Here is a 13,686-nt window from a genome sequence, read left to right as displayed (position 1 = left end):
ACCCAATGTCTGAGGCCGCCAGCTCCAAGCCGAAGCACACCACCACCATGAACGGCATGTCCATCACCTGGAACGACGAGAAGATGGAAAGCCTTTATGCCAATATCGGCACGGCGACCGCCAATCGCGAAGAGTTCTACTTTCTCTTCGGGACCCATCAGAACTGGCGCGGCAACGCCTCGGAAACCCGCGAGATTGAGGTCAGCCTCAATACCCGTGTGGTGCTGAACCCCTATGCCGCAAAGCGCTTTGCGGCGATCCTCACGGCCTCGATCAAGGCCTATGAGGATCAGTTCGGCAAGATCGACATCTGATCTGAAAGTTAAGCTGTGCTCGACCAGGCCACATCTGTCTTCCTGACAGATGCGCAGAGCTCTGTGCTGCGCATTTTCGGAGAGGCGCCCCCTGCCGAAGTCCACGCCGCCCTGGCCGCTCTGCGCCTGGAGCGTCCGGCTGCGCAGAAGATCCCCCGGGGGCTTGCGCTCTCGGTCCCGCTGGCGGGGGGGCAGTGGTGTGTCTGGTGCCTGGAGGGGGCTTTGCCGCTTTCGGGTCTCGGGCCGCTTATGACGCGCGCTCAGGCGCTGACGGGCGGGCTGATGGCCGCAGGGGCTGCGACGGCTGCGGCGAAGTCCGATCCGGGCGAACTCGCAGCCCTGGCCCAGGCGCTGAAAGCCCCGCTGAAAAAGCCCGCACTTCTGGCGGGTTTTCTGGGCGAGCATCTGGTCGGGCGCGGTCAGGCCAGCGGGCTTGTGGTTTTCACGCTGAAGAAAGGCCGGGTGAAAACCCTGCTGACTTCAGATACGGCTCTGAGCCGGGTGCAGGATCTGCTGAAAAACCTGATCACCGCCGTGCTTGCAGGGGGCGAGGTCACATCCCCCCGCCGCTTTGACGTGGCCACGGAGAGCCAGGATGCGCCGGGGCCGGAGGCGGCCCTGATCCTGCAGCGTCTGGGATTTGCGCGGATGGATCTGCATCTGCCCGAGAAGGCGCAGGATGGCTGGGGCGCGCTGATCTTTGAGCCCGCGGAAGAGCCTGCGGGCTTTGCCGCCACGGTGCCTGCGCTGATGCAGGTGATGCACCCCCTGAGCCGGAAAACCGAAGCCAGGGGGCTGTGGCGCTTTCTGCGCCCGGCAGCTCTTGTGGCAGGAGCGGCGCTTCTTCTGGCCCTGGCCTGGCCGGTGCCCGAAAAAATCACCCTCACCGGAACGGCAGAGCCCGAAAACGCGAAGGTCGCCGCTCTCAGCAGCGATGCGGTGCTGGAGGCCATGCTGGTGCGCGTCGGCGATCTGGTCGGGGAAGGCCAGCCCGTTGCGCGGTTCCGCTCTGTTCAACTGGCCGAAGCCGCCGCCCAGGAGCGGCTGAATATCGCCGTCGAAGACCTGAATGCCCAAGGGGCGATGGCTAAGAATGATTATGGCGCGGTGCAGCTGCACGAAAGCCGCCGCCGCCTGTCGGAAGCGCGGCTCGCCGATACCGAAGCCCGCATTGCGCGGCTCACGGTCACCGCTCCGGCTGCGGGGCGCGTGGTCGGAGCGCTGCCGCCGCATGTCACCGGCGGCAGTTTCCCGACCGGGCGCGAGGTTGTGCGCGTGCAGACCGGTCAGGATTTCCTGATGGAGCTGATGCCCTCCAATGTCGATGCCCGCCGCCTTCGGGTCGGTATGACGGGGCTTGCGATGTTTCGCGGGCTGACCGACCGGGAGTATGCCATCGAAGTCATCTCGCCGCCTGCTCTGGTGCGCGATCCGCAAAGCGGGCGCGACACGCTGCAGCTGGTGGCGCGCCTCAGCGATCCCGATGACCGGCTTCTGGCGGGTCTGAGCGGCTATGCCCGTCTGGAGGGTGAGACCCGACCGCGCCTGCTGGGGCTGAGCCATTATCTTATCGAATATGTAAGGACCCGGATTTGGACCTACCTCGGCCTGCACTTGTAAAGCAGATCGAGTTGCATCTCTCGGCGGAGGGCCGGGGGTTCAGCTATCTGCTGGCGGACCGCGTAAGCGGGCAGATCCTGCGGCTCAGCCGTCGGGCGGCGCTTGGCTATCGCGGGCTGGCAGAGGTGGTGGCACGGGGCGGGCAGGGCGCGGCGGCGCTGGACCCGGAAGAGGCCCGGCTTGGCTTTGGCGCGCTGGCCTGGGTGCGCCAGCTGCGCGACGCGGTGCGCTTTCGCAAAAAGCCCTTCAATCCCATGTCGTTGCAGCTGCCGCTTTTTGATGCCTCCCGGATCCAGCCCTTTGCGGCCCCCCTCGCCCCGCATGTCTTTGGTCTGCCGGGGCTGATGGTGCTTTTGGGGCTCATGGCCCTCGCCGCGGTGCTGGGGGTGCGCAACGACTGGAAGATCATGGCAGAGTTCAACGAGGTCTTCAGCCTTGAAGCGCTGCTGACCTTTGGCGCTGTCGCCCCGTTTCTGAAGATCCTCCATGAGTTCGGCCATGTGCTGGCCGCGACCGCCTGCGGTGTGCGGCTGCGCCAGGCCGGGGTTAATATCATCGGCTTTTATCCGATCCCCTATGTCGATTGCTCAGAGGCGGATCTGACCGCCTCACGCCGCCAGCGGATGCTGATTTCCGGCGCGGGGATCGTCACGGATATCGTCCTGGGCTTTGTGCTCTTTCTGGTCTGGCATCTGCTGCCGGAGGGAGAGTTGCGTCAGGTCGTGGGGCGGGCCTTTGTCTTTGCGGTCTTCAGCTCGCTCTTGCTCAATGCCAATCCGCTGATGCGGATGGATGGCTATTTTCTGCTCGCCGATGCGCTGAACCACCGCAATCTGGGCACCGATGCCACGGCCGCGCTGAAGCGTGGCTGGCGCGGGGCGCTGGGGCTTTCGGCCACGCCCCGGCAGTTCGGGCGCGGCTATGAGGCCTGGCTGGCGCTTTATGGTGTCAGCTCAATGTTCTACCGCTGGTTTGTGCTCTTTACCCTCGTGTGGCAGGTGCTGCCGCGCTACCTTGGGCTCGGGCTGTTTCTCGGGCTCTGGGGCGGCTGGATGATGCTGGCGGCCCCGACCCTCAGCCGGTTGTCGATGACGCCGCCCCCCGCGCCCCCCGGTGCCGGAGCAGAAGGGGGCGAGCGCCCGGGCAGCCACTGGCGCAAAGCTCTGGCCGCGGGTCTGGGCCTTGGGCTGACCGCGCTTCTCTTTGTGCCGATCGCGCCGCGGGTGGTGCTTGATGTGGTGCCCGACAGCTTCGGGCATTATGCCCTCAGCCTGCCGCAGCCGGGGTTCGTGGCCGGACATGCGACCGGAGACGGCCTGCGCGCCGCCGGAGATCCGCTGGTCGTGCTGGTGGATTCGGTGCTGGACGCGCGTCTGGCCCTTGCCTCTCTCGCCCTTGCTGAGGCGCAGCATCTGGTGCGGATCGGCTCGGCCAGCGGCGCGGCAGGGCTGCAGCGCGGCCTTGATCAGCTGGAGCTGGCGCAGGAACAGCACGCCCTGCTGAAAGCCGAGCGCGACGCGCTTTTTCTGACCGCCCCCGCCGCGGGCCGGTTCACCCTGACGCAGCAGATGAAGCCCGGTGAGCATCTGGCCGCGGGCTCGGTGGCCGGGCGCTTCATGCCCGAAGGCGCGGCCCTCAGCCTGGTCGCGGCCATGCCCGAAGGCTGGGTTGAGCATTTCGACCGCGGCCTGATCGGCGCCGAGCTGCGCCTTGATGGCCGCTACCACCCCCTTGAGCCAGCCGCCCTGCGGCTTGCCGAAGAACTGCGCCACGACAATGCCTCAGGCGGCAGCGCAGGCCGTAGTTTCACTTTGCATGTAACCGCGCCCCTCACCGCCGGAGAGGTGGAAACGGGCGCGGGCCAGGTTCGTCTTGTATTTGGGAAGATTGCCGGCTGGAGGCATCTCGCCGGTTGGGTTGAAGGCAAAATTTCCGAATTCAGAAACGCCGAAATCGCTGAAAAGCAACAAAGGCTTGAACGCAACAGCGGGTCACAGGCCGCAGAATATTGAGAGATCAGACCATGCAAAAGAGTGTCATAGGCGCGCTTGCCCTGGCATCGGCCTTCACCCTGTCGGCCTGTGACGGGATGTCCAATAAGGCCACGCCCGAGCGGCTGGAGGGCCTGGTGGAGGACGGTGTGGCCGAAAAACGCCTCACCGCCGCGACCGCGCAGTTCGACAAAACCATGGCGCGGGCCAATTCCATCGCGGCGCTGAACTCGGCCTTTGGTGAGGATGCCACGGCCAATGCCGGTGTGCAGCCGCTCAGCCAGATGCTGGAGGCGGCGCTGAAGCGCAACCCCGACATCGGCCGCGCCGCCCAGCAGATCAACCGCGCCGATGCGCAGCGGCTGCGCGCGCTCTTTGGCTATCTGCCGCAGGTCAGCCTGAGCTATACCTCGACGACGGTGGACACGGCGGTTGTCGCCTCCGACAACGCTGTCTTCCAGCTGGGCACCGCGAGCTATCCGGTCACCACCATGACGGTGGAGCTGCGCCAGCCCCTTCTCGACATGAGCCGTATCTATGGCATCCGTCTGGGCAGCACGGCCCGCACTGCCTCGGAGCTGCGCTATATCGCCACCGTCCAGAAGGCGCTTTATGAGACCTTCGACGCCTATCTCGAAGCGAGCCAGAGCAAGGTCAAAATCGCCGAACTGAAGCAGCGCTCGGGCAGCCTGACGCGCCAGGCCACTGCGGAATCCGCGCTGACCGAGACGGGGCTTTCAAACGACACCTCGCGCCGCGCCATCATGGCCGAACAGGCCCGCACCGAAAGCGATCTCGCCATGGAGATCACCCGCCTGAACGAAGCGCTGAGCCGTCTGTCCTATCTCAGCGGCACCGCGATTTCGGATGTCCAGGCGATCTCGGTCCCCTCGGGCGTGCTCGGCACCGAGCGCCGCATCTCTGCCGAGGCCGCCAAAGAGGCCGCCCGCCGCGCCAACCCGGAGCTGACCGGGATCGCCATGTCGGTGGTCCAGGCGGATCTGGCCCGCAAACAGGCCATTGCCTCGGATTTCGCGCCGGTGATCGATCTCTTCATGTCGATGGAAACCGAAGTGCGCGCGGGCAGCCGTTTTGGCGGCGGATCGGAAACGGAAGAGACGACCACGGGGATCCGGGTCACTCTGCCGATCTTCAACGCCCGGGGGGACGGTCTGCGCACGTTGGATGCCAATGTGGATCTGCGCGCCGCGATCGTTGATTTCCACGCCGTGCGCCGTCAGGTCGATACCGGCACCACCATGACGCTGGAGCGGATGAAGCAGCTGACGGCCTCAATCGGGCGGCTGTCGCAGGCCCATGGCAATGCGGCGGGCAACGTGAAAACCGAGCGCGAGCGGATGAGCTCGGGGGAATCCAATGATCTGCTGCTCGCCGCCCGTGAGCGTCAGGCCAGCGGGCTGAAGATGGAAGTTCAGGTCCAGCAGATTGAATATCTGCGCGCCTGGGCAAAGCTGCAGTATCTGACCGGGGCGATGACCAAGAATGTCCTGCGCTAAACAGGCTGTGCTGCTTGCGGGGGGGCTCTGGCTCTGCGCGGGCGCGGCAGTGGCTGAAAAAGCCGCCGGGTTCACCGGCCTCACCGCACCGCCGCCCGCGCCCGTTCTTCCGCTGGCGCAGCCCCTTCAGGCCGGGGCTGCGGCGGCCACGCAAAGCATCAGCTGTGCCGTGCGCGCCTCACGTGAGGTGAAGGTGGCGGCCCCGGTCTCGGGGGTTGTGGAGGCTGTGAAGGTTCGTCCGGGGCAGCAGGTGAAAAAGGGCGATGTGCTCGCGCGCTTTGACATGCGGCTGATCGGGGCTGAGCTGGCTCTGGCCGAGGCCAGGGCCGAAGATCACTCCGTCCGCGATACCGCCGCCGCCCGCGTGGCGGGGATGGCCCTGCGCCACGAGCGGCTGCAGGGCGCGCTGAAATCCCGCGCGGTCTCGCAGGCCGAGGAAGAAACCGCGCGGCTTGAGCTCGATCTTGCCAGGGGGGAGCTGGCCCGCGCCGAGGCTGAGTTGCGCTTTGCCGCCCTTGAGGCCGCGCGCGTTGCGGTGATGGCCGATAAATCCGAGGTGAAAAGCCCGGTCGACGGCATGATCGGCGAAATGCTGATCAATCCCGGCGAGGCCCCGGATGCCCAGCAGCCCATTGCCGTGATCATCGTCACCGACCCCCTGCGGGTCGAGGCCTGGGTTCCGGCCGCCAAAGCCCCCGCGCTTCTGGCGCGGACCGGGCACCGCGCCGAGATCGGCGGCAGTCCGCGCGATCTGATCTTTGATTACGCCGCAGCCGCGGCGGATATGTCCTCCGGGACGATCTCGTTTTTCTACACCCTCAGCGCACCGGATCTGCTTCCGGGGCTTGATTGCAGGCTGCTGACGCCCGCGCTTTGAAAGGAGCCGCTGCCATGATCCGGACCGCCCGACAAACCCTTGCGCTTGCGGCCCTTGCCGGGCTCAGCAGCGCCCTGCCGCTGGCCGCGCAAAGCCCCTCCGGCGGCGCGATGCTCAGCGCCGGCGCGGCCTGGTCCTCCACCCGCGGGGCCATCGGCAGCATCGGTCTGCGCGGTGAGGATATTCTGAAATCCGGCCTTGATGCAGAGATCGACTACCGCGGCGGCGCCCGGGGAGAAGAGGGCCGTCTGCGCCTGCGCTGGCGCCATGATCTGGGCGATACCGCCTTTGGCCGCAGCACGCGGGGGGTGATCACCGCCCAGCACAGCCGCTCGGACTGGGAGAACGACGGCTATGACACCGCCCGCACCCGGCTGGGCTTTGGCATCAGCGCAGAGCTGCGTCCCGGTGCGGGTTATCACTTCGGGCTCTTCTGGCAGGAAAATTCCCTTTCCAATCTGCGCAGCGCCACATCCCCTGTGGTCGCGGCCGAGACCGGCCATTCGGATGCCGCCGGGCTTGAGGCTGCTCTGCGCCTCGGCCGGGTGGATCACGCCACGCTCCCAGGGGTCGGGCATCAGCTGGATCTGACGGTGACTGCGGCCCTGACCGGAGAGCGGCGCTTTCGCGCGTTTGAGGCCTCGGCGCTGCTGGCGCGCCGTCTGCACCCCGATTGGGCGCTCAGCTTCAGGGTCAGCGGCGGCACCACTGAGGGGCGGGCCGGGCAGGCGGTGTCGCTGCACGACCGCGCCTTTGTCGGCGGCAGGTCTTTGCGCGGCTTTGCGGCAGGCGGGGCCGGGCCGCGCGATTATCTCGCCGGCGTGACCGATACCGCGCTGGGCGGGCGCAACTATCTGCAAAGCAGCCTTGAGCTGCGCCGCGATACCCGCGGCCCGCTTTCGGTCGGGGTGTTTCTTGACGCGGGCAGCGCCTGGGGCCTTGATGGCCGCCCCTCGGGGGCGGGAGGTCTGATCGACGACGGGTTTTCTTTGCGCAGCGCAGCCGGGGTGGCCCTCTACTGGAAAAGCCCGCTGGGGGTGATCAATGTCAACCTCGCCCGTCCGCTTGCGGCACGCCCCTCCGACAGCCTGAGCCGGGTCTCCCTGAACCTGCTGTCGGCATTCTGAGGGGGGAGTTGTGAGCAGCTGATCCGGCAATCCTGTCTCCAGGCTGCTCAGGCGATCCATATCTTGCTTGATATGAGGTTGGCATTCGCAATCGCCACAAGCCGCCTGGCGATTGCACTCATTACGACTTTATGGACTTTCCCTCATCGCGAAGTCGCTGGGCGGCCGCCTGCAGAGCAGGAGTGTGCAGGGGGCCGCGCGCGCTGCCTGAAACAGCGCCTGCCGCAAATCTTTTCGCCCTCCGACGGATCATACGGCGTCCTCTCAGGGGCCGCTGTCGGGGCCATCCAGCCGTCACGGGCCGAGTTCGGGCAGAAGGCTGGCACAAACCGGACCAATACCCGCCACGGAGCGCAGAACCCGGGTCTGTTGCGCAAATCGGCTTTAGTATGAAACCTGCTCAGCTTTATGGAACAGGGATGGCCGTCGGCGTGCCGGGTGCTGTGACGCGGTTCAGGACTGAGCCGTCGAAGGCCATCGGTCCGAGAGCGACTGCGAAGAGCACGGATTTGGACGTCTGCGACCTGCCTGTCGAATGCCATGGCCATGAACCTCTGGCCGGGCTGTTTGAGGCAGTTCATCCAATCGCAGGGCATTTGATCCCCCGGATCAGATGCTTATCCTGCTCATACCCGGACGCCTGCTGATATAACGGGAAGGATCCCGCGTGACGGCGCAGTGACCCATCTGCTGGCGGAACAGGTGGAAGACATCAGCGAACGCCTCGGTCTGATGGGCCACCCGGTCCTGGGTGTGACCGCAGAACACGGGGGGCGAAAGCCAGCGTCCCAGTCGCCCGAGCCGCCCCCGCCCCCCGTGCAAGCTCTTTAACAGCCGGGATTTTCATTGAATATTCAACCGCCTGACCCGCGCGTCCGGAAAACGGCGAAGGCTCAGCATGGCCAGCGTTCAATATGCCGGATGACTCCCGGGGCTGTTGCGCTATGACCCGCAGGGGATAGCGCAACAGCCCCGGCAGGATCAGCAGCGAACCCGATTGCGACAATGCCCCTTAGGTGCCTTTCGGTTCCTCACCCGATCGCGGACGAGGATCAGGTCGCGACACCTCAGGCCATTAGCCCCAGGGGCCCCCTGACAGGGTGCTGAAAACCTCGACCGAAGCGGTGGGTTGTCTCTGACATGCGGAAAATCAGCCTCGTTTCACCCGCTTAAAGCAGGTATGGCGCTGAATTTCACTTTGGCTTCGGGAAAATTTCTCCGAACGCCCCGCCCCGAAATACGGTCTCAGCAGCCTGCGAAGTGCCTTCCAGCCCCGGGAGACGTCTGCAACACCGCTGACGCGCCCTGCCAATCACAGGAACCCCAAAGGATATCTCCCCAAAAGGCCGCTATGCGCCGTGCCATCTTTGAGGGGCAATCTGCCGCAGGGCGGTTTTCGTGATCGCAGTATCGCTGAGGCTTTGCGCGCGATATCGGCTGGACGCCGCCCGCAGGGCGGACAGGCGAAGGCCTGACATTATCATGAAAGTCATGCGGTTCTGGGATGATCTGGGTCACCGGCATTTTTCGTGTCTTCGAGACATTTGGGTTTGACCGGCCAAAGCTGGTTGTTGGGCTGCAGGTCGCGCTGGTCGCGCTGACGGCTTTATGCATCGCCTGGGGCCTGCGGCTGGAGCATCCGCAGTGGGCCGCAATCACCGTTTTCCTGACGCTGCAGCCGACGCGCGGGCAGATCGTTGAGAAATCCTCCTACCGCTTTATCGGCACCCTCTGCGGCTCGCTTTTTGGGGCGCTGGTGGCCTGGGCGGGGCAGGGCAATCTGGCTTTTGAGCTCTTTGCGCTTTGCTTCTGGTCGGCGGCGATGACCTTTACCGGCGCGCTCATGCGCTCTTACAGGTCTTACGCCACGCTGCTCTCGGGGTATTCGGCGATCATTGTGATCGTTTTGAACCCCTTTAACCCTGAAACCGTGCTGGATGTCGCGGGTGACCGCATTGTGACGGTGCTGATCGGCGCGCTGGCGGCGGTGCTCTGGGCAGCGGTCTCGGGGATGAAGAACGGCGGAACTGAGGTCGGGCTGAAAGCCCGCCGCCTCGCAGCCGATACCCTGCAACGTGCGGGCCAGGCGTTGCGCGACCCGGACAGCCGCGAGATCGCCGACTTCGGGCGTCTGATGTCGGCGGCGGGCCTTTTGCGCGATGAGCTGCACACGCTGACCGCCAATGGCCGCTTCAGCGGCACCCGCCGCATTGAGCAGATGCTGACGAGCCTGACCGATCTGCTGATCGCCTGCTGGCAGGAGCCGCAAAATGAGGCGCTTGGCGCAAAACTCGAAGAGCTGGGCACCCGGCTGCGCGGTCAAAGCGATTACGACGGGCTGGCCCGCGCGCTGCGCCGCAGCCATGGCCTGACCGAGAACCGCGCGCTTGAACAGGCGCTGACGGCGCTTTCTGTCAGCCTTGAGGGGTTGCAGGATCCGCGCAGCCGGCTCGATCTGAAAACGCCCGAGCGTCACCGCTATGAGCTGGACTGGAGCGGGGCGGCGCAGGGGGCTTTGCGGATTTTCCTTGTGCTCTTTCTCATCTCGCTGGGCTGGCTGCTGAGTGAAAGCGCGCTCTTTCAATATCCGCTGGTCTCTGCCGCGATCTGTGTCGCGCTGGCGACCACCGGGGTCACCCCGCGGCGCAAAATGGTCGATGTGATCAAAGGCCAGGCGGCAGCGGGTCTGGTGGCGGTGCTGGTTGAGATGCTGCTCTGGCCGCTGTTTCCGACGCCGCTCGGGCAGCTGTTGTGCCTGATCCCGGCGGCGCTGATCTTTGGCTTTCTGCGCGCGCACCGCTTTACCTCGCTTTCGGCACCGGATTACGCGATCGTGGTCTTCCTGCTGCTGAGCCCGGGCTATCTGCCCTATACCGAGACTTACAGCCCGGCGCTGCGGGCCTCTATGGCGGTCGGCGGCTCGCTTTTGGGCTATCTCGCCTTCCTGGTGATCTTTCCCACCGATGCGCGGGAGCGGCGCAAGGCGCTCTGGCGGATGATTAAGGCCGATATGCAGCAGACGGCGGTCAGCCGCAGCCTTGCGGTCACCGCGCATGACTGGCGGCAGAGCTTTGCCGGGCGCTTTCAGCGCATCGCGCATTGGGCCGCGATTGAGCAGGGCCGCTATGAGCGCGAGGCCGTGACCATGCGCAAGGGCCTGGTGACGATGGAGCTGGCCGAGATCGTCTTTATGCTGCGCGGGTTGCAACAGCGCGCGGGCCTGAGCCCGAGCCTGCATCGCGCGATCACCGCCACCCTGGAACGGGTGGGCGTCAGCCGCACCGATACCTATGCGCTGATCCGCTCTCTGCAGCGCCTCGCCGGGCGGCTGCGTGGCGCGGGGCTGATTGAGGAGGCCGATCTGGTCGGCCGCGGCCTGCATGAGTTGAGTGATCTGCAAAGGCTGCGCCGGGAAACTGCGCCAGAGTGACAAAAGGCCGCCCCGAGGGGCGGCCTTTGAACTTCAGGATCCGGTGTCGAAAGCCGGTCAGGCCACGCGCCAGTAAAGCGGGAAACCGGGGTCAAAGACGGTGACCGGGCCAGCGCCGGTCTCGATCTTCGCGGGATAGGCCACCGGCTCATCCCCTTTGACCAGGGTCAGCTGCCCTTCGTTCAGCGGCAGGCCGTAATAGCCCGGACCGTTGAGTGAGGTGAAGGCCTCCAGCCGGTCAAGCGCGCCTTCTTCTTCAAAGACATGCGCGAGGATCGACATGGTATTGGTGGCGGTAAAGCAGCCCGCGCAGCCACAGGCATGCTCTTTCAGCGCATCAATATGCGGCGCTGAATCGGTGCCAAGGAAGAAGCGCGCATCGCCCGAAGTGGCCGCTTCGCGCAAAGCCAGGCGGTGCTCTTCGCGTTTGGCGACCGGCAGGCAGTAGTAATGCGGCTTGATCCCGCCCACGAGGATGTGGTTGCGGTTGATGATCAGATGATGCGTGGTGATCGTCGCGGCCAGATCTTTTTCGGCCGAGCGCACGTAATCGACGCCGTTTTGGGTGGTGATATGCTCCATCACCACGCGCAGACCGGGGGTTGCGCGGCGGATCGGCTCCAGCACTTTGTCGATGAAAACGGCTTCGCGGTCAAAGATATCGACCTCATGATCGACCACTTCGCCATGCATGCAAAGCGGCAGGCCGATCTCGGCCATTTTCTCAAGGACACCGCGGACCTTATCAAAGTCGCGCACGCCGCCGTGGGAATTGGTGGTCGCGCCCGCCGGATAAAGCTTCACCGCTTTGATCAGGCCTGAGGCCGCAGCCGCAGCCAGATCCGCCGGGTCGGTGCCTTCGGTCAGATAGAGCGTCATCAGCGGCTCAAACTGATCGCCCTGGGGCAGGGCGGCGAGAATGCGGTCTCGGTAAGAAGCCGCATCGGCGCCGGTCACCACCGGCGGCACGAGGTTGGGCATAATGATCGCCCGCGCGAAATCGCGGGAGGTCTCGGGCAGAATGCCTTGCAGCATCGCGCCATCGCGCAGATGCAGGTGCCAGTCGTCGGGGCGGCGGAGCGTAATGGACTGTGTCATAAGGCTCCCGCTTACCTTACCGGGGCGCGGCTTTCCAGCGCGATCTGGCCTCGGCGAGTTCCTCTTCATAGCGCTCGGTCAGCAGATCATAGCGGCGCTGCAGCTTTGGCTGGTCGGGTGAAAGCGCGAGTGCATGGGCCAGCACCAGAGCCTCGCGGCAGGGCTGCTCACTTCCGGCGGCCCGCGCGGCGCGGCCCTGAAGCCAGCTCACCGAGTGCCGCCGCTGCCGCCAGAGGCGGGCGAAGGTGGCGGGGCTCAGGCTGCCTTCCAGCGCGCCGTGCAGAAATGAGGGCAGTAAACCGCAGTCCTCGAGGATACGTTCGGGCGCGCGGCCAGCCCCCGGCATTTTCAGCCGCTGCACGAAGTTCTGCCGATAAAGCGCTGAATGCATGGCGTCTTCCGGGATTTCCGGGTCATGGATCAGCGTGGCCCGGGCGGCAGCACGCAGCATGTCGGGACCATAGCCGTAGCGGTTGCGAAAATCGCTGCGGCGCATCTCAGGCCAGCGGTTGTCCCAGCCCGCAAGATCGGGGTCAAGCGTGGCCACCGGCGACAGCGCCAGCACGAATGCCCCCGGTGCCGCAGCCGAAAACGCACAGGCGGCATGCGCGGCGGGGCCAGAGCCATAGAAGAGCACGCGGTCAAAATTTTCAAAAAAAGCCTCATCCGCCCGGGCATCCAGCCACTCCCAGAGCGGCGGAGCCCGGAACCAGGCGTCCCGCTCTGAGATCAGCACCAGCAGCGACCAGCCCGCCTCCCGCGCAGTTTTCCAGGACGTGGGATAGTCCCCCGGGGCCCGCTGGCTGAGGCCAGGCAGATCGGCAAAGCAGATCAGCAGATCCGGCCCGCCTTCGAGATGCAGCGCATGATGACCAGGGCCCGCAGGCTCCATAAAGCCCTCGGTTTCCGTCAGATCACACAGATGCTGCAACCAGGCCGCGCTGGCCGCGCCAGGGGCAGAAGGGCTGTCAGACTTGAGATCGGTCGGCATGAAAAATCCGGAGCTTAAACAGGGCTTACCCTTCTATGGCCCCGCATCATGGTCGAGACTGGCCCGGATCCGGGCAAAATTATGGTTGGGTTAACTTTTTTGGAACAATCCGTTTTCCATCGGGCCGGGGTCGGAGGAACTCTCCGATCCGGGGGGCTGTGGCAGGGCCAGGTTTAAGGCGCCGTTGCACAGGCGGCAGATGGCCCTTGATCTCTCTGAAGCGGCGAAGGCCATCTGCTTTGGCCGGGGCTGGCCGAATTCCCGGCCCCTGATCGGGGCCGGGGGGCAGGGCTTACCAGTGGCCGATGTTGGGGCGGCTGGTCCAGGGCTCTGCCGGGGCAAGCGCGCCGTCTTTTTGCAAGAGCTCAATCGAGACATTGTCGGGGCTGCGCACAAAGGCCATGCGGCCATCGCGCGGCGGGCGGTTGATCGCCACGCCATTGGCCTCAAGATGGGCGCAGGTGGCATAGATGTCATCGACCTCATAGGCGAGGTGGCCGAAGTGGCGGCTGTCCGAGGGCAGGCCCTCATCGCCGTCCCAGTTATAGGTCAGCTCCACCGGGCATTCCGGCTGGCCGGGCGGGGCGAGAAACACCAGCGTGAAACGGCCCTGTTCGTTCTCAATCCGGCGGGTCTCTTCCAGACCGAGCAGTTTGTAAAAGGCCAGTGAGCTCTCCAGATCGAGAACCCGGACCATGGTGTGAAGATAGCGCAGTGCCAT

Annotated in this window: 10 protein-coding genes; 7 read left to right on the top strand and 3 right to left on the bottom strand. The window is 65.4% G+C overall.

Annotated elements, in window-relative coordinates; translation table 11 throughout:
* Window positions 1-5 precede the first annotated feature (5 nt).
* The 7 genes from EG244_RS12325 to EG244_RS12290 all read left to right on the top strand — a co-directional run bounded on the left by EG244_RS12325 (window position 6) and on the right by EG244_RS12290 (window position 10,876).
* Window positions 6-314 carry a DUF3467 domain-containing protein gene (locus tag EG244_RS12325; protein WP_124965298.1) on the top strand — a complete coding sequence of 103 codons (309 nt, stop codon included), beginning with the start codon at window positions 6-8 and terminating at the stop codon, window positions 312-314.
* 63 nt (window positions 315-377) lie between these two features.
* Window positions 378-1,934 carry an efflux RND transporter periplasmic adaptor subunit gene (locus EG244_RS12320; protein WP_124965297.1) on the top strand — a complete coding sequence of 519 codons (1,557 nt, stop codon included), beginning with the start codon at window positions 378-380 and terminating at the stop codon, window positions 1,932-1,934.
* A complete protein-coding gene (locus EG244_RS12315; RefSeq protein ID WP_124965296.1) occupies window positions 1,907-3,946 on the top strand; it encodes a site-2 protease family protein in 2,040 nt (679 codons plus the stop codon). The genes EG244_RS12320 and EG244_RS12315 overlap by 28 nt, the downstream gene beginning before the upstream one ends.
* An 11-nt stretch (window positions 3,947-3,957) precedes the next feature.
* Entirely contained in the window at window positions 3,958-5,442 is a 1,485-nt protein-coding gene (locus tag EG244_RS12310) for a TolC family protein (RefSeq protein ID WP_124965295.1), read from the top strand.
* Window positions 5,429-6,319 carry an efflux RND transporter periplasmic adaptor subunit gene (locus tag EG244_RS12305; RefSeq protein WP_124965294.1) on the top strand — a complete coding sequence of 297 codons (891 nt, stop codon included), beginning with the start codon at window positions 5,429-5,431 and terminating at the stop codon, window positions 6,317-6,319. Before EG244_RS12310 ends, EG244_RS12305 begins: the two co-directional genes overlap by 14 nt.
* 14 nt (window positions 6,320-6,333) lie before the next feature.
* Complete coding sequence (locus tag EG244_RS12300) at window positions 6,334-7,446, top strand: BamA/TamA family outer membrane protein (RefSeq protein ID WP_124965293.1); 1,113 nt, start codon at window positions 6,334-6,336, stop codon at window positions 7,444-7,446.
* Window positions 7,447-8,950: 1,504 nt separating this feature from the next.
* Window positions 8,951-10,876: an FUSC family protein gene (locus tag EG244_RS12290; protein WP_124965291.1), complete on the top strand. Its 1,926-nt coding sequence runs from the start codon at window positions 8,951-8,953 to the stop codon at window positions 10,874-10,876.
* Window positions 10,877-10,933: 57 nt separating this feature from the next.
* Here the strand turns inward: EG244_RS12290 and pyrC are convergent, their stop codons facing one another.
* The 3 genes from pyrC to EG244_RS12275 form a co-directional block, all read right to left on the bottom strand.
* Entirely contained in the window at window positions 10,934-11,974 is a 1,041-nt protein-coding gene (pyrC, locus tag EG244_RS12285; RefSeq protein WP_124965290.1) for a dihydroorotase, read from the bottom strand.
* 16 nt (window positions 11,975-11,990) lie between these two features.
* Entirely contained in the window at window positions 11,991-12,965 is a 975-nt protein-coding gene (locus tag EG244_RS12280; protein WP_124965289.1) for a hypothetical protein, read from the bottom strand.
* Window positions 12,966-13,257: 292 nt separating this feature from the next.
* Entirely contained in the window at window positions 13,258-13,686 is a 429-nt protein-coding gene (locus EG244_RS12275; RefSeq protein WP_124965288.1) for a VOC family protein, read from the bottom strand.

This window comes from Falsigemmobacter faecalis (assembly GCF_003863335.1).
Lineage (GTDB): Bacteria > Pseudomonadota > Alphaproteobacteria > Rhodobacterales > Rhodobacteraceae > Wagnerdoeblera > Wagnerdoeblera faecalis.
The sequence above is the reverse complement of the archived record's forward strand: the minus strand, read 5'-3'. Positions and strand labels throughout refer to the sequence as shown.